General features: G+C 64.2%; 20 protein-coding genes. 14 read left to right on the top strand and 6 right to left on the bottom strand.

The window, feature by feature from the left end; all coding sequences use genetic code 11:
- Positions 1 to 86: 86 nt before the first annotated feature.
- A complete protein-coding gene (locus ACVWY3_RS17335) occupies positions 87 to 1,664 on the top strand; it encodes a winged helix-turn-helix domain-containing tetratricopeptide repeat protein (protein WP_456839542.1) in 1,578 nt (525 codons plus the stop codon).
- Between the two features lie 439 nt (positions 1,665 to 2,103).
- On the opposite strand, the gene frc is transcribed toward ACVWY3_RS17335, so the two are convergent.
- The 3 genes from frc to ACVWY3_RS17320 all read right to left on the bottom strand — a co-directional run bounded on the left by frc (position 2,104) and on the right by ACVWY3_RS17320 (position 6,037).
- Entirely contained in the window at positions 2,104 to 3,381 is a 1,278-nt protein-coding gene (frc, locus tag ACVWY3_RS17330) for a formyl-CoA transferase (RefSeq protein WP_456839541.1), read from the bottom strand.
- A gap of 153 nt (positions 3,382 to 3,534) precedes the next feature.
- Positions 3,535 to 5,268 carry an oxalyl-CoA decarboxylase gene (gene oxc / locus ACVWY3_RS17325; RefSeq protein ID WP_456839540.1) on the bottom strand — a complete coding sequence of 578 codons (1,734 nt, stop codon included), beginning with the start codon at positions 5,266 to 5,268 and terminating at the stop codon, positions 3,535 to 3,537.
- Positions 5,269 to 5,341: 73 nt separating this feature from the next.
- Positions 5,342 to 6,037: a GntR family transcriptional regulator gene (locus ACVWY3_RS17320; RefSeq protein WP_164938111.1), complete on the bottom strand. Its 696-nt coding sequence runs from the start codon at positions 6,035 to 6,037 to the stop codon at positions 5,342 to 5,344.
- Between the two features lie 350 nt (positions 6,038 to 6,387).
- Here ACVWY3_RS17320 and ACVWY3_RS17315 point away from each other — a divergent pair, with 350 nt between their 5' ends.
- From ACVWY3_RS17315 to ACVWY3_RS17270, 10 genes are all read left to right on the top strand, one after another.
- A complete protein-coding gene (locus tag ACVWY3_RS17315; protein WP_456839539.1) occupies positions 6,388 to 8,517 on the top strand; it encodes an acetate--CoA ligase family protein in 2,130 nt (709 codons plus the stop codon).
- A 167-nt stretch (positions 8,518 to 8,684) separates the two neighbouring features.
- Entirely contained in the window at positions 8,685 to 9,527 is an 843-nt protein-coding gene (locus tag ACVWY3_RS17310) for an IclR family transcriptional regulator (RefSeq protein WP_456843390.1), read from the top strand.
- A 114-nt stretch (positions 9,528 to 9,641) separates the two neighbouring features.
- Positions 9,642 to 10,610, top strand: a complete 969-nt coding sequence (locus ACVWY3_RS17305) for a Bug family tripartite tricarboxylate transporter substrate binding protein (protein ID WP_456839538.1) — start codon at positions 9,642 to 9,644, stop codon at positions 10,608 to 10,610.
- On the top strand, positions 10,607 to 11,089 hold the full coding sequence (locus ACVWY3_RS17300) for a tripartite tricarboxylate transporter TctB family protein (RefSeq protein WP_456839537.1): 483 nt from the start codon (positions 10,607 to 10,609) through the stop codon (positions 11,087 to 11,089). Before ACVWY3_RS17305 ends, ACVWY3_RS17300 begins: the two co-directional genes overlap by 4 nt.
- The gene (locus ACVWY3_RS17295) at positions 11,089 to 12,588 is read left to right on the top strand and encodes a tripartite tricarboxylate transporter permease (protein WP_456839536.1); all 1,500 of its coding nucleotides are present in this window, start codon (positions 11,089 to 11,091) and stop codon (positions 12,586 to 12,588) included. The genes ACVWY3_RS17300 and ACVWY3_RS17295 overlap by 1 nt, the downstream gene beginning before the upstream one ends.
- 121 nt (positions 12,589 to 12,709) lie before the next feature.
- The gene (locus tag ACVWY3_RS17290) at positions 12,710 to 14,512 is read left to right on the top strand and encodes an adenine deaminase C-terminal domain-containing protein (RefSeq protein WP_456839535.1); all 1,803 of its coding nucleotides are present in this window, start codon (positions 12,710 to 12,712) and stop codon (positions 14,510 to 14,512) included.
- Between the two features lie 152 nt (positions 14,513 to 14,664).
- Entirely contained in the window at positions 14,665 to 16,455 is a 1,791-nt protein-coding gene (gene gcl, locus ACVWY3_RS17285) for a glyoxylate carboligase (RefSeq protein WP_456839534.1), read from the top strand.
- A 9-nt stretch (positions 16,456 to 16,464) separates the two neighbouring features.
- On the top strand, positions 16,465 to 17,250 hold the full coding sequence (gene hyi, locus ACVWY3_RS17280) for a hydroxypyruvate isomerase (RefSeq protein WP_456839533.1): 786 nt from the start codon (positions 16,465 to 16,467) through the stop codon (positions 17,248 to 17,250).
- A gap of 10 nt (positions 17,251 to 17,260) precedes the next feature.
- A complete protein-coding gene (locus ACVWY3_RS17275) occupies positions 17,261 to 18,148 on the top strand; it encodes a 2-hydroxy-3-oxopropionate reductase (protein WP_456839532.1) in 888 nt (295 codons plus the stop codon).
- A 115-nt stretch (positions 18,149 to 18,263) separates the two neighbouring features.
- Positions 18,264 to 18,647 (top strand): DUF1236 domain-containing protein, encoded by a 384-nt coding sequence (locus ACVWY3_RS17270; RefSeq protein ID WP_456839531.1) that lies wholly within the window; start codon positions 18,264 to 18,266, stop codon positions 18,645 to 18,647.
- A gap of 37 nt (positions 18,648 to 18,684) precedes the next feature.
- On the opposite strand, the gene ACVWY3_RS17265 is transcribed toward ACVWY3_RS17270, so the two are convergent.
- From ACVWY3_RS17265 to ACVWY3_RS17255, 3 genes are all read right to left on the bottom strand, one after another.
- Positions 18,685 to 19,062 (bottom strand): VanZ family protein, encoded by a 378-nt coding sequence (locus tag ACVWY3_RS17265; protein WP_456839530.1) that lies wholly within the window; start codon positions 19,060 to 19,062, stop codon positions 18,685 to 18,687.
- A 77-nt stretch (positions 19,063 to 19,139) separates the two neighbouring features.
- Entirely contained in the window at positions 19,140 to 19,736 is a 597-nt protein-coding gene (locus ACVWY3_RS17260) for a thiamine pyrophosphate-dependent enzyme (RefSeq protein ID WP_456839529.1), read from the bottom strand.
- Between the two features lie 8 nt (positions 19,737 to 19,744).
- The gene (locus tag ACVWY3_RS17255; protein WP_456839528.1) at positions 19,745 to 20,305 is read right to left on the bottom strand and encodes a thiamine pyrophosphate-binding protein; all 561 of its coding nucleotides are present in this window, start codon (positions 20,303 to 20,305) and stop codon (positions 19,745 to 19,747) included.
- Positions 20,306 to 20,548: 243 nt separating this feature from the next.
- On the opposite strand from ACVWY3_RS17255, the gene ACVWY3_RS17250 reads away from it, so the two are divergent.
- The 3 genes from ACVWY3_RS17250 to ACVWY3_RS17240 all read left to right on the top strand — a co-directional run bounded on the left by ACVWY3_RS17250 (position 20,549) and on the right by ACVWY3_RS17240 (position 22,495).
- Positions 20,549 to 21,598: a hydroxyacid dehydrogenase gene (locus tag ACVWY3_RS17250; RefSeq protein WP_456839527.1), complete on the top strand. Its 1,050-nt coding sequence runs from the start codon at positions 20,549 to 20,551 to the stop codon at positions 21,596 to 21,598.
- A 118-nt stretch (positions 21,599 to 21,716) separates the two neighbouring features.
- Positions 21,717 to 22,157 (top strand): flagellar basal body rod protein FlgC, encoded by a 441-nt coding sequence (locus tag ACVWY3_RS17245; RefSeq protein WP_456843389.1) that lies wholly within the window; start codon positions 21,717 to 21,719, stop codon positions 22,155 to 22,157.
- A gap of 128 nt (positions 22,158 to 22,285) precedes the next feature.
- Positions 22,286 to 22,495: a hypothetical protein gene (locus tag ACVWY3_RS17240; RefSeq protein ID WP_456839526.1), complete on the top strand. Its 210-nt coding sequence runs from the start codon at positions 22,286 to 22,288 to the stop codon at positions 22,493 to 22,495.

The following is a 22,495-nucleotide window of genomic DNA, read 5'->3' as shown; positions in this document are numbered from 1 at the left end:
GGCTTACTTTTCCCTTATCGGCGGCTTATCCTTAGAGTTGGTGCTGACACGCCTTCTGCGACCGGCAGTCTGAGGGATTGGCAGCTTTGCGCTATCTCTTTGAGGGATGCTCATTCGACACCGAGCGGCGCGAGCTCCATCGCGGGGCGCACCTCGTCCCTGTTGCTCCACAGGTATTCGATCTGCTCGACTACTTGATCCGCAACAGGGAACGGGTCGTAAGCAAGGACGATCTCATCATCGCTATTTGGAGCGGGCGGAGCGTGTCCGACGCCGCGCTCACGACGCGCTTGAATGCTGCCCGCAACGCCATCGGCGATTCCGGGCAAGAACAGCGGCTGATCAAGACCTTTCCGCGCAAGGGCTTCCGCTTCGTCGGAACAGTGCAGGAAGCGACGAAGCTCGCAGGCGGGGGAATCGGCGATCCCCCCGTGCAAGGGCCGACACTGGAGCTTCTGTTCCCTGAGAAAGCCTCTGTGGCCGTTCTCCCCTTCACCAACCTGAGCTCCGATCCCGAACAGAATTACTTTGCTGATGGAGTAACCGAAGACATCATCACAGGGCTGTCTCGATTCAAAGCCCTGTTCGTCATCGCGCGGAATTCGAGCTTCACCTACAGGGAGCGTCCTGTCGACGTGAAGAAAGTCGGGCGCGAACTTGGGGTGCGCTACGTCCTGGAGGGCAGCGTCCGGAAAGCTTTAGACCGCGTGCGCGTCACCGGCCAACTGATCGATGCAGCCACCCGAGCGCATCTTTGGGCCGACCGGTTCGAGGGTGAACTCGGCAACGTCTTCGATTTGCAGGATCAGGTAACTGAGAGCGTGGTTGGAGCGATCGCGCCAAGGGTTGAAAAAGCGGAGATTGAGCGCGCCAAGCGCAAGCCAACCGAAAGTCTCGATGCCTATACGGTTTATCTGCGCGGATTGGCCAGATTTTATCAGATTGATAACGACCGAGAGGCGATCAACGACGCATTGCGGCTATTCAATAGCGCAGCCGAACTCGATCCGAATTTTGCGGCCGCGTACGGCCGTGCCGCCTCTTGCTATGCGTATAGTAAGGGCATTGGCTGGTTTTCGGGCACAGCGGAAGAGATTCTGCGAGTAACAATGCTTGCCAGGCGGGCGCTCGAGTTAGGCAAAGACGATGCGATCGCACTCAGTGCGAGCGGATGGGCTTTCGCCTACATCGTTGGCGATTTCGAGCAAGGTGCCGCCTTGATCGAGCGCGCCCTCTTGCTCAATGTCAATTTGGCCGAGGCGTGGCTCTTTAATGGGTGGGTCAAAAATTGGCTCTGCGAGCCGGAGTCGGCACTCAAATGCTTCGACCACGCCATGCGTCTGAACCCATTGGATGCGAGGATCGCGGGGATGCGAACCGGAATGGCATATGCGCATTTTCTGCTAGGCCGCTATGATGAGGCGGCGTCGTGGGCGGCAATGGCGTTGCAATACAACCCCGAATTTCCGGCAGGATTGCGCGTTGCTGCGGCGAGCAACGCAATGGCCGGTCGCCTGGAACAGGCACGCAAGGCAATAGCCCGCCTCCGACAACTCCATCCCGCGCTACGCGTATCCAGCATACGGGGCCTGGTGCCTCATCGACGGGTTCATGACCTCGCGCGATTTGAAGAAGGATTGAGGAAAGCCGGATTGCCGGAGTAAGCCTGTTTCATTGTGCAAACGGGCGATCGAAGGAGGCGCAATGTCCGCAAATGGGCCATCGCGACGCATTCCGCTGTGAAAATGCTGAACGTGTTCGTCGTCGACAAGGGTAAGCCGATGACTGAGTTCATCAAAATAAAGCCGGGCATTCACCGCAAACGCGCAAGAGGCGGCTACGAATGAAGGCCAGGCTTGTTCGGTGGCCTGCTGGCGAAGCCGATGAGCGTCTCAGTTCTGATCATGGCACAATACCCCTGTTTTGCCCGACGCGTCAAAGTTTTTTCGCAAAATCGGAAAACCAGCTTGCGACCAAGGGGGCCGGCTACTGTGCATGGGGTTGTTTTCAGTTTTTAGTTCTGGGCCTGCGGCCACCCGGCCTTTTCATGCAAAAAGGGCCGCCCCAAAGGCGGCCCTTTCGTCTTGGTTGAGGCTAATCGGCTTACTCGGCGGCCTGCTTCTGCGGCGGATCGAGCGCGCCGGACTTGTGGATCTCGGCGACCTGGTGGTCGCTGAAGCCGAGCACCGAGCGCAGGATCTCGTCGGTGTGCTCACCGAGCAGCGGAGAGCGCTGCACGTCGCTCGGGCTGTCCGACAGCTTGATGGGGTTGCCGACCGAGATGTACTTGCCGCGGGTGGGGTGGTCGACCTCGACCACGGTGCCGGTCGCGCGCAGCGACTGGTCCTCGGCGATCTCCTTCATCGACAGGATCGGGCCGCATGGGATGTCGTCCTTGTTGAGGATCTCCATCGCCTCGAACTTGGTCTTGGTCATCGTCCACTGCTCGATGCGGGCGAAGATCTCGTTGAGGCGCGGCAGGCGGGCGGCCGGCTTGGCGTAGTTCGGATCGGTCTTCCAGGTGGGCTCGCCGATCACGTCGCAGATCTTCTCCCAGACCGGGGCCTGGGTGATGAAGTAGATGTAGGCGTTGGGATCGGTCTCCCAGCCCTTGCACTTCAGGATGCGGCCGGGCTGGCCGCCGCCGGAATCGTTGCCGGCGCGCGGCACGGCGTCGCCGAACGGCACGCCTTCGCCGAACTGGCTGTATTCCTTGAGCGGGCCGTGGGCGAGGCGCTGCTGATCGCGCAGCTTGACGCGACAGAGGTTGAGCACGCCATCCTGCATCGCCGCAGTGACACGCTGCCCCTTGCCGGTATGGGTGCGCTGGTAGAGCGCGGTGACGATGCCGAGCGCCAGATGCAAACCGGTGCCGGAATCGCCGATCTGCGCGCCGGTGACGAGCGGCAGACCGTCGCGGAAGCCGGTGGTGGAGGCGGCGCCGCCGGTGCACTGGGCGACGTTCTCATAGACCTTGCAGTCTTCGTACGGCCCGGGACCAAAGCCCTTGATCGAGGCCACGATCATCTTCGGGTTGATGGCGTGGATCTTCTCCCAGGGGAAGCCCATGCGGTCGAGCACGCCGGGTCCGAAGTTTTCCACCAGCACGTCGCATTGCTTGATCAGTGCGGTGAGGACTTCCTTGCCCTTCGGGTTCTTGGTGTCCAGCGTGATCGAACGCTTGTTGTGGTTCAGCATGGTGAAATACAGGCTGTCCACGTTCGGGATGTCCTGCAGCTGGCCGCGGGTAATGTCACCCACGCCCGGGCGTTCCACCTTGATCACGTCGGCGCCGAACCAGGCCAGCAGCTGCGTGCAGGTCGGTCCGGACTGGACGTGGGTGAAGTCGAGAATGCGAACGCCCGTGAGCGCTTTGGTCATCATGTTGCTCCTGTTACCACTTTGCTTCCGTCATGCCCGCGAAGACGGGCATCCAGTATTCACTGTCGTTTCAGTTGGGCTCAGTGCTCGCCACCCATGCGGTCCGGCGAATACTGGACTCCCCGCCTGCGCGGGGAGTGACCCGGCGGTCGATTACTTCTTCTTCTGCAGAACGCTCTGCGGATTGAGGTTGCCGATGCGGCCGCTCTCCGAGCCCGCGGCGGGATCGATCACCGCGTTGATCAGCGTCGGCTTGCCGGACTTCATGGCCTCGTTGACGGCGCGCTTGAGCTCGTCGGGCGAGGTGGCATTCACGCCAACGCCGCCAAAGGCTTCCATCATCTTGTCGTAGCGCGCGCCCTTGACGAACACCGTCGTCGCCGGATCGGCGTTGGCGCTGTTGACGTCGGTGCCGCGATAGATGCCGTCATTGTTGAAGATGACGACGCAGATCGGCAGGTTGTAGCGGCAGATGGTCTCGACCTCCATGCCGGAGAAGCCGAACGCCGAGTCGCCTTCCACCGCCAGCACGGGATGGCCGGTCTCGAGCGCAGCCGCGATCGCCTGGCCCATGCCGATGCCCATCACGCCCCAGGTGCCGACGTCGAGACGCTTGCGCGGCTTGTACATGTCGATGACGCCGCGGGCGAGGTCGAGCGTGTTGGCGCCCTCGTTGACCAGGATCGCCTCGGGGTACTCCTTGATGACGTTCTTCAGCACGCCGAGCGCGCCGTGATAGTCCATCGGCGATTTGTTGTTCATGAGCTTCGGCGCCATCTTGGCGACGTTCTCTTCGCGCTTGGTCGAGACGGCCTTGGTCCAGTCGGCGGGCGGGGCGGTCCAGCCGGTGCCCATCGCCTGGTTGAAGGCGGAGACGACTGAGCCGATGTCGCCGACGACGGGCGCGACGATCTCGACATTGGAGTCCATCTCTTTCGGCTCGATGTCGACCTGGATGAACTTCTTCGGCGTTTCGCCCCAGCTCTTGCCCTTGCCGTGCGAGAGCAGCCAGTTCAGCCTTGCGCCGATCAGCATGACGACGTCGGAGTCCTTCAACACGGTCGAGCGGGCCGCGCCGGCACACTGCGGATGGGTATCGGGGAGAAGGCCCTTGGCCATGCTCATGGGGAGGAACGGCACGCCGCTCTTCTCGACGAAGCTCTTGATCTCCTCGTCGGCCTGCGCGTAGGCCGCGCCCTTGCCGAGGATGATGAGCGGGCGCTTTGCGCTCTTCAGCACATCGAGCGCACGCTTCACCGAAGCGGGCGAGGGGATCTGCGCGGGCGCAGCATCGATCACCTTGACCAGCGACTTCTGGCCGGCCTCGGCGTTCATCACCTGGCCGAACAGTTTCGCCGGCAGGTCGAGATAGACGCCGCCTGGACGGCCCGAGACCGCGGCGCGGATGGCGCGGGCGAAACCGATGCCGATGTCCTGGGCGTGGAGCACGCGATAGGCCGCCTTGCACAGCGGCTTTGCGATCGCGAGCTGGTCCATCTCTTCGTAGTCGCCCTGCTGGAGGTCGACGATCTCGCGCTCGGAGGAGCCGGACACGAGGATCATCGGGTAGCAGTTGGTGGTGGCGTGCGCGAGCGCCGTGAGACCGTTGAGGAAGCCGGGCGCCGAGACCGTGAGGCAGACGCCGGGCTTCTTGGTGAGATAGCCGGCGATGCCTGCGGCGTAGCCGGCGTTCTGCTCGTGACGGAAGGAGATCACGCGAATACCCGCGGCCTGCGCCATGCGGCCCAAATCCGTGATCGGGATGCCCGGCACATTGTAGATGGTGTTGATGCCGTTCAGCTTGAGCGCGTCGATGACGAGATGGAAGCCATCCGTCAGTTCCTGCTCGGTGCCCGGTGCCTCGGACTTGGTCGCGGTATTCAGCATGGGCCTTGTCTCCCTGGTCTCAAGTAGTGGGGCGAGTTGTTCGCCCTTCTGGTGAACGTCGCTTGGTGAACGGTTACGTGAACAGTTCCTGGCCATGCGCTTCGACGTAAGCGGCAAGGCCAAGGGTGTGGTCGCGGGCGCGCTTCTCGGCGAGCTCGGTGTCGCGCGCCTCGAGCGCTTCGATCATCGCGAGATGCTCGGGCAGCGAGGTCGCGGTTCGGTCCTTGCGTCCGATCGTGAGCTGGCGGTAGCCGCGCACGTGCAGCAAGAGGTCGTTGGTGAGATCGACCAGAACAGGCGATTCCGACAGCGAGATCAGGGCCTGGTGGAAGGCGATGTTGGCCTTGGAGTATTCCTCCACATGATCCTCGGGCAGGCGGTCCTTGCCGAAGTCCTTGAAGAAGTCACGCAGCGCCGTGATGTCCTTCTTGCGCGCGGTGGTGGTGATGAGGCGCGCGGCCATGCTCTCGAGCGCCGCCCAGGCGCGGATCATATCGACGATCTCGCTCTTGGTCCGGCGCACCACCATGATGCCGCGGCGCGGCACGGTCTTCACGAAACCGTCCTGCTCGAGCATCGCGATGGCCTCGCGGATCGGCGTGCGGCTGACACCCAGACGTTCGGACAGCGCGCGCTCGTCGAGCATCACCGGCTCGGGCGTCGAATAGATGTCCATCTTGAGGATGGCTTCCTTCAAGGCGTCATACGCCTTGTTCTTGAAGCTGCTCTCCGGGGCAATACGAACGATTGCGATATCTGCCTCGGCCATGTTCGGCAACGCCTTGGTTGGTTTCCGCAGTGACACGACGAATCTCCTCCAGGTAGGGAGTCGTCTTTTACAGGATTATTAACGAGAAAGTTTTTGGCATACCACATGCCAGAATGTCAAGCTGCCTATTTTTTGCGGCGTTCTAAGTCATGCGGCGGCTTGACAAGTTGGCTTCTGGCATACCAAATGCCATCGCCAGCCATTTTTGATCCAGGCCGGCGGAGTAGTCTCAGGCTTATGCCACTCCGTTCCGCCGCATGGAACAGAGCGCGGCGAATGGCAAGCATCACGGGCAGCCGCAACACGCGCGCGCTTTGAAAAGAACGAACTGAGGTCAAGGGAGAAGCCACATGTCCAATTCCAAAGATGCCGTCCGCAAGGTGCTCGACCAGGTCAAGGCGGACAACCGCACCAGCCTGACGGCCCCGGAAGGCAAGCTGGTCTGCGACGCCTACGGCATTCCGGTGCCGAAGGAGGGCGTGGCCAAGTCGGCGGGCGAGGCCGGCAAGATGGCCTCGGCGATGGGCTTCCCGGTGGTGATGAAGATCGTCTCGCCGGACATTCTCCACAAGACCGAAGCCGGCGGTGTCATCGTCGGCCTCAAGACCGCCGAGGACGCCGAGAAGGCCTATGAGACCATCCTCGGCAACGCCAAGAAATATAAGTCCGATGCCAAGATCGAGGGCGTCCAGGTGCAGCAGATGCTGGCCGGCGGCACCGAGGTCATCGTCGGTTCCATCACCGACGGCTCGTTCGGCAAGCTGGTCGCCTTCGGCCTCGGCGGCGTGCTGGTCGAAGTCCTGAAGGACATCACCTTCCGCCTCGCGCCCGCGATCAAGGAAGACGCGCTCTCGATGCTCGACGGCATCCAGGCCCATGAGATCCTGAAGGGCGTTCGCGGCGGCGAGCCGGTGAACCGCACGGCGCTTGCCGACGTCATCGTCAAGGTCTCGCAGTTGGTCACCGATTTCCCTGAGATCGTCGAGCTCGACCTCAACCCGGTGTTCGCGACCCCGAGGGGCGCAACCGCCGCCGACGTCCGCATCGTCGTCGACTTCGCCTACAAGCCCAAGCCGAAGCCGCGTCCGACCGAAGAGATCGTCGCGGCCATGAACCGCATCATGCAGCCGAAGGCGGTCGCCGTGGTCGGTGCCTCCGCCGAGGACGGCAAGATCGGCAACTCCGTGATGAAGAACCTCATCAACGGCGGCTACAAGGGCGAGATATACCCGATCCATCCCAAGGCTGCCGAGATCCTCGGCTACAAGGCCTATAAGAGCGTCAAGGACGTTCCCGGCGTAATCGACGTCGCGGTGTTCGCGATCCCCGCCAAGTTCGTGGCGGCAGCGCTGACCGAATGCGGCGAGAAGAAAATCCCGGGCGCGGTGCTGATTCCGTCGGGCTTTGCTGAAGCCGGCGCGCCGGAGCTTCAGGCCGAGATCGTCGAGGTCGGCAAGAAGTATGACATTCGCCTGATGGGGCCGAACATCTACGGCTTCTACTACACGCCCGCCAATCTCTGCGCGACCTTCTGCACCGCCTATGACGTCAAAGGCCACGCCGCGCTGTCGTCGCAGTCGGGCGGCATCGGCATGGCCATCATCGGCTTCTCGCGTTCGGCGAAAATGGGCGTCTCGGCGATCGTCGGGCTCGGCAACAAGTCCGACATCGACGAGGACGATCTGCTCGCCTTCTTCGAGCAGGACCCGAACACCAATCTTATCGCGCAGCACTGCGAAGACCTCAAGGATGGCCGCGCCTTTGCGGAAGCCGCCAAGCGCGTCTCCAAGAAGAAGCCGGTGGTCGTGCTCAAGGCCGGCCGCACCTCGGCCGGAGCAAAGGCGGCCTCGTCGCACACCGGCGCGCTCGCCGGCAACGACCGCATCTACGAGGACGTGTTCAAGCAGTCCGGCGTGATCCGCGCCCGCAGCTTGCGCCAACTGCTCGAATTCGCTCGTGGCGTGCCGGTGCTGCCGACGCCGAAGGGCGAAAATGTGCTGATCATCACCGGTGCCGGCGGCTCGGGCGTGCTGCTGTCGGACTCCTGCGTCGACAACGACCTGTCGCTGATGTCGATGCCGCCGGATCTCGATGCCGCCTTCCGCAAGTTCATCCCGCCGTTTGGCGCGGCCGGAAATCCTGTGGATATCACCGGCGGCGAGCCGCCGATCACCTACGTCAACACGGTGAAGCTCGGCCTGTCCGATGACCGTATCCATGCGCTGATCCTCGGCTACTGGCACACCATTGTCACCCCGCCGATGGTGTTCGCCCGCAACATGGTCGAAGTGAAGAAGGAGATGGAGGCCAAGGGCTTCGTGAAGCCGATGGTCGCCTCGCTCGCCGGCGACGTCGAGGTCGAGGAAGCCGCCGAATATCTCTACCAGCACGGCATCCCGGCCTACGCCTATTCGACCGAGCTTCCGGTCGAGGTGCTCGGCGCCAAATACAAGTGGGCGCGCGGGGCAGGGCTGCTCTGAGCGTCATCCCGCCTTTCATCCCGGGTCGATGTGACGGGACCGCGCAAGCGCGGCCCGGAGCATTGAACCCGGGACATCGAGATTCCGGGTCTGGTACGCCAGGCCCGCGCTGCGCGCAGCCCCGGCGCACCATCCCGGAATGACGGATGTACAAGCGGCAGGTCGCGATGAGCAAGAACGTGATCCGGCGCAAATCGCTCGAACCTCGGTCGCCATCGGACACCGAGCACGAGGCGCGTGACGGCGGCGTGCAGTCGGTCGATCGCGCGCTGTCGATCCTCGAAACACTCGCCGAGGATGACGAAGGCTATCGCCTCAGCGATCTGGCCGTGCGCACGGGCCTGTCTGCCTCGACCGTGCACCGCCTGCTGGCGACGCTGGAGAGCCGCCGCTTCGTACAGTTCGACCGTGCCGAATCCAAATGGCATGTCGGCGTGCGCGGCTTCACGGTCGGCGCCAGCTTCGCGCGGCGGCGCAATTTTTCCACCCAGGCGATTCCTTACTTGCGCAAGCTGCGCGATCTCACCCGTGAGACCGCCAATCTCGCCGTGGTCGACGACGAGTTCATCATCGTGCTGACCCGCATGGAGAGCCGCGAGATCATGCGCTCGCTCACCCAGGTCGGCGGCCGCGTCGCGATGGTGACCTCAGGCGTCGGCAAGGCGGTGCTCGCGACCTATTCCGACGAGGATGTCGGCGCGGTGATCCGCCATCATGGCATGCCGCGTCTGACCGAGAAGTCGATCGTGCGGCCGAGCGACCTGTTCAGGGAGCTCGAAAAGATCCGCAAGCAGGGATTTGCGATCGACGATGAGGAGGCCTGCATGGGCCTGCGCTGTATTGCCGCAGTGGTCTATAACGACTGTGCCGAGCCGCTCGCGGCGATTTCAGTCTCGGGGATGACCAGCCGCCTGACCGACGACAGATTGCCGGAAATCGGCCAGATCGTGCGCGACGTCGCCGGCGAGCTGACCATCGCGCTCGGCGGAGCGATGCCCGCCTCCGCATAGCGAGGAACCCGGGCGCTGTCGCTGGACAGCATCGGCCGTTTTGGTTGATATGCGACCAAACGACACAATGCGGCACACGATCAACACGTCCGCACGAGCCTGGAGGCTGCACTGATGTTTCAATTCCCCGCGCGCCTTGTCGGCGCAGCCGTCGCGCTGACCCTTGCGGCAGCTAGCCCGGCCTTCGCCCAGCAGCTCGAGCTCAAGCTGATGGCGCCGGCAGCCCCGGGCGGGGGATGGGACCAGACCGCGCGCTCGATGCAGCAGGCGCTGGTCGCCTCGGGCGTGGCGCGCAGCGTGCAGGTCACCAACGTTCCCGGCGCCGGCGGCAGCGTCGGCATCGCCCAGTTCGTCAACGGCGCCAAGGGCGACGGCAACCAGCTGATGGTCAACGGCTTCGTCATGGTCGGTGCGCTCGCCATGAACAAGTCGCCTGTGACACTCGATCAGGTGACGCCGATCGCGCGCCTCACCGAGGAAATCCAGGTGATCGTGGTGCCCGCGAATTCGCCCATCAAGACCGCGCAGGATCTCGCCGCCGCAGTGAAGGCCGACATCGCCAAGGTGACCTTCGCCGGCGGCTCGGCTGGCGGCGTCGACCATGTGATGGCGGCGTTGTTCGCAAGCGCCGTCGGCGCCGACGCCAAGAAGATCAACTACATCCCGTTCTCCGGCGGCGGCGAATCGCTCGCCGCGATCCTCGGCGGCAAGGTCACCGCGGGCATTTCGGGCCTGAGCGAATATGAAGGACAGATCAAGTCCGGCAAGCTGCGTGCGATCGGTCTGACCTCGGAGAAGCGCATCGCGGGCAGCGACATCCCGACCTTCAAGGAGCAGGGTATCGATCTCGTGATCGCCAACTGGCGTTCGGTCGTTGCGCCTCCTGGCATCACGCCGGAGCAGAAGAAGACGCTCAGTGACGCGGTCGAGAAGATGGTCAAGTCGGACGCCTGGAAGGAGATCCTCAAGCAGAAGGGGTGGGAGGATGCCTATCTCGGCGGCGACGCCTTCGCCGACTTCCTGAAGCAGGAAATCGTGCGCGTCACTGACGTGCTGAAGTCGGTCGGCCTCGTCAAGTCATGACCTCAGGCGACCCCGCCCAGCCGCGGCGCGTCGATCGCGCCGGCATCGTCATCGCTGCACTTCTCGCAGGTCTCGCCGCGGTGCTGGTCTGGGACGCGCGCGGCCTGCAATCCGCCGCGATGTACGGCATGGGACCGGAGGCGATGCCGGTGGTGGTCGCCAGCGGCCTTGCGCTGCTAGCAATCGGCAACTTCATCGCCGCGCTGCGCGGCAACCTGCCGGCGCGCGAGAGCGCCGATCCGGTACCGGTCGTTCTGATCCTCGTTGGCCTTGCGCTGCTGATCGCCATCATCGGCTTCGGCGGGGGTTTCATCCTGGCCACTTCGGCGCTGTTCGTGACGACGTCGGCCGCGTTCGGGCGCCGCGCCATCCTGGTCGACAGCATCATCGCGCTCGTGATGTCGACCCTCATTTATCTGGCGTTCGACCGCCTGTTGACGCTGAGCCTTCCCGCCGGCCCGCTGGAGCGACTGCTGTGATGGACACTTTTGCCGCGCTGGCCCACGGCATGGCGGTCGCCGTCCAGCCGATGAACCTGCTCTATGCGCTGATCGGCGTATTTCTCGGCACGGCCGTGGGCGTGCTGCCCGGCATCGGCCCGGCGCTGACGGTCGCGCTGCTCTTGCCCGTCACCTACAAGCTCGACCCCGGCGGCTCGTTGATCATGTTCGCCGGCATCTATTACGGCGGGATGTATGGCGGCTCGACGACTGCGATCCTCATCAACACGCCCGGCGAGAGCGCCTCGATGGCGACCGCGCTCGAAGGCAACAAGATGGCCAAGGCCGGCCGCGGCGGGCCGGCGCTCGCGACCTCCGCGATCGGCTCCTTCGTCGCCGGCACCATCGCCACCATCGGGCTCGCCTTCCTCGCGCCATGGCTGGTCGATTTCGCCGTGCGCTTCGGCCCCGAGGATTATTTCGCGCTGATGTGCGTCGCCTTCGTCACGGTGTCGGCGACCTTCGGCGATTCTCCGGTCCGCGGCCTGACCAGCCTGTTCATCGGCCTGACACTCGGCCTCGTCGGCATCGACAAGTTGACCGGACAGGCGCGGCTTGCGTTCGGCGTGCCCGAGCTGCTCGATGGCGTCGAGGTGACGACGCTCGCGGTCGGCCTGTTCGCGGTCGGCGAGGCGCTCTACGTCGCATCGCGCCGTCACCATACCGAGGAGAAGCTCGAGCCGGTGCGCGGCTCGCTGTGGATGACCAAGGAAGACTGGAAGCGGTCGTGGAAGCCGTGGCTGCGCGGCACCATGTTCGGCTTCCCGATCGGCGCGCTGCCGGCGGGCGGTGCCGAGATCCCGACCTTTCTGTCCTATTCAACCGAGAAGCGTCTTACCAAACACCCCGAGGAGTTCGGCAAGGGCGCGATCGAAGGCGTCGCTGGGCCGGAGGCCGCCAACAACGCCTCGGCCGCCGGCACGCTGGTGCCGCTGCTGACCCTGGGCCTGCCGACCTCGGCGACGGCCGCGATGATGCTGGCGGGCTTCCAGCAATATGGCCTCAACCCGGGGCCGCTGCTGTTTGCCGAGCGGCCCGATCTGGTCTGGGGCCTGATCGCCAGTCTCTTCATCGCCAACATGATGCTGCTGGTGCTCAATCTGCCGCTGGTTGGCCTGTGGGTGCGACTGCTCGCAATCCCGCAGCCCTGGCTCTATGCCGGCATTCTCGTCTTCGCGACCATGGGCACGATCGCGGCAAAGCCCTCGGTGGTGGAATTGTCGATGCTGGCCGGCTTTGGCGTGCTGGGCTTCCTGATGCGGCGGTTCGATTTCCCGATCGCACCCGTCGTCGTCGGCCTGATCCTCGGGCCCATCGCCGAGAGCCAGCTCCGCCGTGCGCTCGCGATCAGCCTCGGCGATCCCATGACGCTGGTCCAGAGCCCGATCTCGGCGACGCTGCTCGGCGTCGCGCTGATCGCGCTGTTGGCGCCGTTCGTGCTGAAGGGGCTCGGCCGGTTTAAGGCGAACGAAGATTAGCGGAACCCTTATCAGGCGCGCTTGCCTAATGCGTAAGCAGGAATGCCGTTTTATTTGAGTTGCCCGTGCCGCCTGCGCCGCGCAACCATCGCTGGGCTGTGCCCGTCAAACGAGAGCTCCGATGGCCAAACTCACCCGCTTTTCCGTCGCGCCGCTGCATAGCATGACGCGGCGTCTTGCCGACGTCGCCTCTGCGCGTGCCGCGCCGGATCTCGTCGTCACGGGCGCGCGGGTGCTTTCGACCTATTCGGAGCGTATCCATGCGGGCCGCGAGGTCTGGATTAGCGGCGGCCGCATCGCGGCGGTGAGGCCGGCCGGAACGGCGAACAAAGCCTGGAGCGGCATCGCGACTTATGACGCCGCCGGCGGCATCATCGCGCCGGGCCTCGTTGATCCGCACATCCACATCGAATCCTCGATGGTGACGGCCTGCGCCTATGCCGAGGCAGCGCTGCTCAACGGGACCACCACGATCTTCTGCGACAGCCACGAGATCGGCAATGTCATGGACGTCGCCGGCGTCGAGGCGATGCTCGAGGACGCGCGCGAGGCGCCGCTGTCGATCTTTCTGACGGTGCCGAGCACCGTCCCGGCGACCTCGGCCGAGCTCGAGACCGCCGGTGGCGATCTCACGCCGGACAAGATCGCCGGCTTGTTCGATCGCTGGCCCGAGGCGGTCGCACTCGGCGAGAAGATGGACTTTGTGCCTGTCACCATGGGCGACGAGCGCAGCCACGCGATCCTCGCAGCAGCGTTGAAGCGCGGGCGGCCGGTGTCCGGCCATGTCTACGGCCGCGAATTCGTCGCGGCCTACGCGGCATCCGGTGTCACCGACACCCATGAGGCAATCGATCGCGACATCGCCGACGATCTGCTCGACGCGGGCGTCTGGGTGTTCCTGCGCGGCGGGCCGCCGACCACGCCCTGGCATTCGCTGCCGCAGGCGATCCGGACGATCACCGAGCTTGGCGCCTCGCACAAGCGCACCGCGGTGTGCACCGACGACCGCGATGCCGACGATTTGCTTCTGTTCGGCCTCGACTGGGTGGTGCGCGAAGCGGTGAAGGCTGGGATGTCGCCGGAGCAGGCCTGGTCGATGGGCTCGCAACACGGCGCCGCACGCTTCGGCATGGAGGGCGATATCGGCGGCCTCGGCGGCGGCCGCCGCGCCGACCTCGTGTTGATGGACGATCAGCTCAAGCCGCAATGCACCTGGTATGGCGGCGAGCTTGTGGTCGAGCACGGCAAGATCACGGATCGCCTCGATCAGGCGCTGTCGCAGCGCTACCAATATCCGAAGGCGGCTTACGCGACCGTCAAACTGCCAGCGACGATGAAGCTGACGCCCGAGCTTCCTGCGAAGGCCTGCACCGTCAACGCGATCAAGACCGCACTGCCGGGCATCACGCTGATCCACGAGAAAGTGGCGATCGAGCCCGCAAATGATTGGCCGTCGCTGTTCGCGCGCCACGGTCTCTGCTTCGTCGCGGTGGTCGAGCGCCATGGCAAGTCGTCCGGCAACGTCGCCCATGGCCTGCTCAAGGATTTTGGCCTAAAGCGCGGCGCTGTCGCCTCCAGCGTCGGGCACGACAGCCACAACATCATCGTCGCCGGAACAAATGAACCAGACATGCAAGTCGCGATCGCGGCGATCAAGGACAAGCAGGGCGGCGTCTGTGTCGTCGCCGACGGCACGGTGAGGGCGCTGGTCCCGCTGCCGATCGCTGGCCTGCTCTCCGACAAGCGAGTCACCGAAGTCGCCGAAGAGGTCAAGGTGCTAAAGAAGGAATGGGCCGAGGCCGGCTGCACCATTCCCTACATGGGCTTCAATTTGATTCCGCTATCGGTCATTCCGGAAATTCGCATCACCGACAAGGGCCTGGTACTGGTGCCTCAGATGGAGCTGGCGCCGTTGTTCGAGTGATTTCTTTCATGCATTTCTCAATCTAAGCGCTTGAACCAGACGAATTTTTCCCACGGCTACCGCATCGTGGAAAATAAAATCGATCTCGTTGAGATCGGCTTCCGCGCATCTGATGATCTCGCTCGCCGACTTAAGCCAAAGCGAGGTCCGATATGGCGAAGATGCGAGCCGTCGATGCAGCCGTGCGTATCCTGGAGAAGGAAGGCATCTCGACTGCCTTCGGCATTCCCGGAGCTGCGATCAATCCGCTTTACTCGGCCTTGAAGAAGCGCGGGTCGATCCGCCACATCCTGGCGCGCCATGTCGAGGGCGCCTCGCACATGGCCGAAGGCTATGCGCGCGCCAAGGCCGGCAATGTCGGCGTCTGCATCGGCACCTCGGGGCCGGCCGGCACCGACATGATCACCGGGCTCTATTCGGCGATCGCCGATTCCATCCCGATCCTCTGCATCACCGGCCAGGCGCCGCGGGCGCGGCTGTACAAGGAGGATTTTCAGGCCGTCGACATCGAATCGATCGCAAAGCCCGTGACGAAGTGGGCGGTGACGGTGCGCGAGCCGGCGCTGGTGCCGCGCGTGTTCAGCCAGGCGTTTCATGTGATGCGCTCGGGTCGGCCGGGACCGGTGCTGATCGACATGCCCCTCGACGTGCAGCTCGCCGAGATCGAGTTCGACGACGAGACCTATGAGCCGCTGCCGGTCTACAAGCCCGCCGCGACCCCCAAGCAGGTCGAGAAGGCGCTGGAGATGCTCAACGCCGCCGAACGTCCGCTGATCGTCGCGGGCGGCGGCATCATCAACGCCGATGCGTCGGACCTCTTGGTCGAATTCGCTGAAATCGCCAACGTCCCTGTCGTGCCGACGCTGATGGGGTGGGGCGCGATCCCAGACGATCACGTCCTGATGGCCGGCATGGTCGGCCTCCAGACCAGCCACCGCTACGGCAATGCGACGCTGCTCGAATCCGACTTCGTGCTCGGCATCGGCAATCGCTGGGCCAACCGTCACACCGGCTCGGTCGAAACCTATACCAAGGGCCGCAAATTCGTCCATGTCGACATCGAGCCGACCCAGATCGGCCGCGTGTTCAATCCCGATCTCGGCATCGTCTCGGACGCCAAGGCTGCGCTCGAACTCTTCGTCACCGTCGCCAGGGAGTGGCGCCGGTCAGGCAGGCTCCGCGAGCGCCAGGCCTGGCCCGCAGCCTGCCGCGATCGCAAGAAGACCATGCTGCGCAAGAGCCATTTCGACAACGTCCCGATCAAGCCGCAGCGCGTCTATGAGGAGATGAACAAGGCGTTCGGCCGTGACACCACCTATGTCACCGTGATCGGCCTGTCGCAGATCGCCGGCGCGCAGTTCCTCGGCGTTTACAAGCCGCGCAACTGGATCAATGCCGGGCAGGCGGGACCGCTCGGCTGGACGCTGCCGGCGGCGCTCGGCGTGCGCGCGGCCTGTCCGGATCGCGAGATCGTCGCGCTCTCCGGCGACTACGACTTCCAGTTCCTGATCGAGGAGCTCGCGGTCGGGGCTCAGTTCAATCTGCCCTATATCCATGTCGTCGTGAACAATTCCTATCTCGGCCTCATTCGTCAGGCCCAGCGTGGCTTCGACATGGACTACCATGTCCAGCTCTCCTTCGAGAACATCAACGCGCCCGAGATCGGCGTCTACGGCGTCGACCATGTCGCCGTCGCCGAAGGCCTCGGCTGCAAGGCGATCCGCGTCACCGACCCCAAGGACACGCAGGCTGCGTTTGCCACTGCGCGTGAATTGATGGCGAAGCACCGCGTGCCCGTGGTGGTCGAGTTCATCCTTGAGCGCGTCACCAACATCGCGATGGGGACCGAGATCGACAACATCGTCGAGTTCGAGGAGGTGCTGGACCTGCCGCTCGATGAGGTCGAAACGACGCGCACCGGCGTGCTGCAGCCGGCAGAGTAGGGGAGAGTCATGCCGAAATTTGCCGCCAACCTCACCATGCTCTTCAACGAGATGCCGTTCCTCGACCGCTTCGCTGCGGCCAAGGCGGCGAGTTTTTCTGGGGTCGAATATCTCTTCCCCTACGATTTCGACAAGGCGCAGCTGCGCGAGCAGCTCGATGCCCATGGCCTGACCCAGGTGCTGCACAATCTGCCTGCAGGCAACTGGGCCGGCGGGGAGCGCGGCATCGCGATCATGCCCGATCGCGCTAGCGAGTTCCGCGATGGCGTGTTCCGCGCCATCGACTACGCCAAGGCACTCGATTGCGACCAGCTCAACTGCCTCGTCGGCATTGCGCCTGCGGACGCCGATCCGCGCGAGCTTCAGGAGACGCTGGTCGGCAATTTGCGCTTCGCCGCCTCGACGCTGGCGCGGGAGAACATCAAGCTGCTTGTGGAGCCGATCAACACGCTCGACATCCCGGGCTTCTACCTCAACGGTACCGAGCAGGCGGTTCAGCTGATCTCCGAGGTGCGGTCGAACAATCTGTTCGTCCAATACGATATCTATCACATGCAGATCATGGAGGGCGATCTCGCCCGCACCATGCAGGAGTATCTGTCGCAGATCGCGCACATCCAGCTCGCCGACAATCCCGGCCGTAACGAGCCCGGCACCGGCGAGATCAACTATCCCTTCCTGTTCCGCCATCTCGACGCGATCGGTTATCGCGGCTGGATCGGCTGCGAATACAAGCCCCGCACCACGACGTTGGAAGGCCTGTCCTGGCACGCGGCGCAGACTTTTGAGACCTGAGGATCTGGACATGATCGACATTGGCTTCATCGGACTTGGCACCATGGGGCGGCCGATGGCCGGCCATCTCCTTGCGGCGGGCCATCGCGTTCTCCTGCATGACGTCGCCCCCGTTGCTCCCGAACTGATCGCTGCCGGCGGCATCGCCTGTAAATCGGCAAAGCAGGTCGCGGAGGAAGCGGATGCGGTCATCATCATGGTGCCGGATACGCCGCATGTGGAGGCCGTGCTGTTCGGCAAGGACGGCGTCGCGGCAGGCATCTCCAAGGGCAAGATCGTCGTCGACATGAGCTCGATCTCACCGCTTGCGACCAAGCAATTCGCGAAGAAGATCGAGGCGCTCGGCGCGGACTATCTCGACGCGCCGGTGTCGGGCGGCGAGGTCGGCGCGAAAGCCGCGAGCCTCACCATCATGGTCGGCGGGCCGGAGCGCGCCTTTGGCACGATGAAGCCGGTTTTCGATAAGATGGGCAAGAACGTCACCCATGTCGGCGCCAATGGCGATGGCCAGACCACCAAGGTCGCCAACCAGATCATCGTCGCGCTGACGATCGAGGCGGTGAGCGAGGCTCTGCTGTTCGCATCGAAAGCCGGCGCCGACCCGGCGCTGGTGCGCAAGGCGCTGATGGGCGGTTTCGCTTCGTCGCGGATTCTCGAAGTGCATGGCGAGCGCATGGTGAAACGCAATTTCGAGCCCGGCTTCCGCATCGAGCTGCATCAGAAGGATCTCAACCTCGCGTTGGAAGGCGCGCGTTCGCTCGGCCTGTCGCTGCCGAGCACGGCGGTGGCGCAGCAATTGTTCTCGTCCTGCACCGCGCACGGTGGCAAGGCCTGGGATCACTCCGCGATGGTGCGGGCGCTGGAACTGATGGCGGGGCACGAGATCGCGGCGGCCTGAAATGTTACGCGGTAACAGTCTTCGGATGTGATCCGCCTTTCGTCGCAGGGGAACCGGAACAATGATCCGGCCCCGCGGTTGAAGACGCACACGCAATCACTGGAGACTGAAGCACATGAAGACCCGTTTTGCGATTACGTTGGCTGCCGCGTCGGTGCTGGCGTCGAGCGCAGCCTTTGCCCAGTCGACGACCGAGGAAGGCGCGAGGAACGGCGCGCGTGCGGGCGGCGAGATCGGCGGTCCGATCGGCGCGATGGTCGGCGGCACCGTCGGCGCGGCTGTTGGCGCGGGCCTCGAAATTCCGAATGCGGTGCTTGGCGGCATTCCGCGCGACGATTCCGTCGTGGTGCATGAGCGCGTTGTGGTCGGCGAGCCGCTGCCCCCGACCGTGGTGCTGCGGCCGGTGCCGAACTACACCCAATATCGATATGCGGTCGTGAACGATCGCCGCGTGATCGTCGAGCCGCGCACGCGCCGCGTGATCAAGATCATCGACTGATCGATCAGAAGGCAGAAGAGCCGCGCCCTGCGGAGCATCACTCCGCGGGGCGTCGGTCTGTCAGGGCCGGAGTTGCGCGAAGGCGCGCGAGCGCCCAATCGGCTGCGGCGGCAAGCGCAAAGCCGATGCAGGCCGTGCCGGCGTCGACCAGGAAATCCTCCAGCCGAGCATGCCGTCCCGGTGCCCAGAATTGCATCAGCTCGAGCACACCGATCAGGACCACCGCGATGGCGGTAACGGCTCCGCGGCGATTCCTGTAAGCAAGTCCAAAGGCCAGTCCGATCAGAACGAAGGCGAGAGCATGCTCGCCGTCCTGCCCGAGATCGGAATGCGGCCGCAGGGTCGGCGGTCCCAGGGTCGCGAAGGTGACGGCGGCCGCAAGAACCCAGGCAAACAGGCGAACAAGAATGGACATCCGGCGCCGATAGCACGGATTCGCAACAGCTTGTTACCCGATATGGATCAGATCGCTGTGTAGTTAATGACGGAACGTTAAAGCGGCTCGCGTACGCCGAGGCCGTGCATGAAACGTTCCCGTATCTGTACGGGGTCGCGCCGGGTGGTGCCGACGCCCGGCTTGTCGTCGATGCGCACCGCGATCAGGCTGGGCTCCGAGCGCGACATCGCCTCGTCGATCAGGCGCTCGAAATCCTCCTCGTCCGCGGCCCAGACGCTGTTGGCGAGCCCCGAAGCGGTGGCGATGCCGACGATGTCGGCCACACTCGCAGCCGGCGTCGGCTGCGCGCCAGTGATCTGGTAGATGCCGTTGTCCATCACGATCATGATCAGGTTCTTGGGTTTCAACGCCGCAATGGTCGAGAGCGCGCCGAGCTGCATCAGCAGCGAGCCGTCGCCTTCGAGCGCGAAGACGCGGCGGTCGGGCTGCGCCAGCGCGACGCCAAGCGCGATCGGGAAGGCGAGACCCATGCTGCCCAGCATGTAAAAATTCTGCGGGCGATGGCCGGCAGCCCAGAGATCGAAATTGGTGTTGCCGATGCCGCCGATCACAGCTTCCTCGTGCTCGAGCTTTGCGATCAGACGCGAGGTGACGTCGAAGCGGTTCATGATCTTGGTGTTGCGCGTGGCCATGGCGGCGCTCACTTGTCGAAAACCTTGCCGCCCGTGAGCAGCGGGTTGAGGATCAGCGCGACCGGCGCCTGCGTGGTCACGGCCTGCTTGATCGAGCGGTCGGCGATGAACTCGAGCTCGTCCAGCCTTGTGATGGTGTGGTGCTCGAGGGCGAGCGAGTCCAGCACCGGGCGCATGGTGCGGCAGACCAGCGACTGGCCGTAGTTGAACTCGCCGAGCGTGCCGCGCTCGGACACGAACATGATCAGCGGGATCTGGTAGGGCACCGCGAGCGAAGCAAGCACGTTGGCGAGCGTGGCAAAGCCCGAGGTCTGCATCAGCACCGCGCCACGCCGTCCGCCCATCCAGGCGCCGGAGACGATGCCGACGGCCTCTTCCTCGCGAGCGGTGGCGAAGGTGGTGAAGAAGGGATCGGCATGCAAATTCTTGATCAGCGGCGTCAGCACGCGATCGGGCACGTAAGGGATGAGACTGATCTCGTTCCGCTTCAGGGTCTGCAGGACGATGCCGTGCCAGCTCTTGTCGCTGGGCGCCTGTGCTGCCTGGGCCTGCTGTTCTGCAGTCGCCATTGCGTTCTCCCCGGAGCCGCGCATGCTTGTTGGTTCTGGCCGTCGCGGCGGTCTGCCGAACTTGACCCAGGCAGCGGGATTGTCAACATGCCCGGCCCGGCACCGTGATCTGCGCCAGACGGCCTGCCGTGGCCGGCACCGCCATGGCATAAGCGGCAGCCATGAGAAACGGGAGGGACGCATGGACCGGGTAAGCATTGCGCGGGCCTTGCGGGTCTCCATGAGAGAGCCGGAAGGGTCCTGATGTCCGTCAACAGCAAGCGCGTCTTCTACGTCAAATATCTGGCCAATCCGATCTATATCGACATTCTGAAGGCGCGCCCCGACGTCCGGCTCGATCGCATCGAGAACGAGAGCCCCGAGGACTTTTACGCCCCGATCCTGAGCGCGGCCCATGTCTACCAGATCGGCGCCGCCCGCGACGAGCTCGCGCCGCATTTCCATGTCGACGCCGCGTTTCTGAAGCGCACGCCGAACCTGCTGCTGGTCTCCAGCAACGGCGCGGGGTTCGACCCTGTCGACGTCGAGGCCTGCACCGATGCGGGCGTGCTGGTCGTCAACCAGTCCGGCGGTAACGCCCATTCCGTGGCCGAGCACGCGCTGGCGATGATGCTGACCCTGTCCAAGCGCATCATCCAGTCCGACCGCAGGCTCCGCAGGGAGTCCAACGTCAACCGCAATGAACTCGTCGGGAACGAGATCGAGCACAAGACCGTCGGCATCATCGGCCTCGGCAATGTCGGCCGCCGCATCGCCGCGCTGTGCAACGGCCTGTTCGGCATGAAGGTGCTGGCCTACGATCCGTATCTGACGGCCGAAGTGATGGCCGAGCGCGGCGGGGAAAAGGTCGAGCTCGACGAACTGCTGCGCCGCGCCGATTTCGTCTCGATCTCCTGCCCGCTGGACAAGCGCAGCCGCAACATGATCAGCACGCGCGAATTCGCGCTGATGCAGCCGCACGCTTATTTCATCACCACGGCGCGCGGCTTCATCCACGATGAGGACGCGCTGCTCCAGGCCTTGCGCGACAAGCGCATTGCCGGCGCCGGTCTCGACGTCTGGTCCAAGGAGCCGCCGCCGCCGGAGCATCCGCTGCTCCAGCTCGACAACGTGCTGGCGAGCCCGCACACCGCCGGCGTCACCGTCGAGGCGCGTCAGAACATGGGCCGCATCGCCGCCGAGCAGGTGCTGGAGACGCTCGACGGCAAGCGCCCGCCGCGCATCATCAATCCCGAGGTCTGGCCGCGCTATGCCGAGCGCTTCAAGCAGGCTTTTGGCGTGACGCCGGGGTAGGCGGCGCGCTCATGGGATTGCGCTCCGATCGTTGGTTTACGAGGCTGAAAACAAAAAGCGGCGGATTTTACCGATGCCGTGAATGAACGCGCATGACTTGTGCTGTAGATCAGGATGCATGAGCATACTCTCGATTGCGACATCCGGACTTTCGGCGGCCAGCCTTCGCGTGAACGTGGCCGCCAGCAATATCGCCAACGTCAACACGACCGGGCCGCTCCCCGTATCAGGCGGATCGAGCACATCGGCCAGCTCGGGCATTGCTCCGACGTATCCCGCCGCTTATGTGCCGCTGCGCGTCGATCAGGTCGCCCAATCGAGCGGCTCGGCGCCCGGCGGGACGATCGCGACCGTATCGGCGGTTTCGCCGAGCTATACCGCGCAATCCGACCCGAGCGCTCCCTTCGCAAATCAGGCGGGCCTGGTCGCCGCGCCGAACGTCGATCTGGCCAACGAGTTCGCTCAGCTGGCGACCGCAAAGTACAGCTTCATTGCCAATGCGAAGGTCATTCAAGCCTACGCCGAGACCGAAGACACACTCCTCGATATCAAGACGTGATCGCTGACGGATCGTTTCGAGGCCCTTTGGCGACGGGAACCGTCGCCGGCCTTGATCCGCGTCAAAATCTCCTTCCCCAATCCGGCCTAAATGGGATTAGAGTGCCGCCGGGGCAGGCAGGAGGTCCGATGTCCACTTATGTCGTCAGGTTCATGAAGGACGTGCTCGGCCACGGCCGGCAGATCGAGGTTTGCCAGGGCACCCTCGAGGTCGATGCCTGCGATGAGAACGAAGCCAAGGAGCGGGCGAAAGCAAAATTCTGCAAGGACCAGGCGTTGCTTCACTGGTCGTTGCATGCCGACCGCATCCAGGTCAGACCGGCTGACTATCCGTCCTGA

Source organism: Bradyrhizobium sp. USDA 4486 (genome assembly GCF_054057995.1).
Note: the sequence above shows the minus strand (reverse complement) of the source record. Positions and strands in the feature narration are given on the sequence as shown.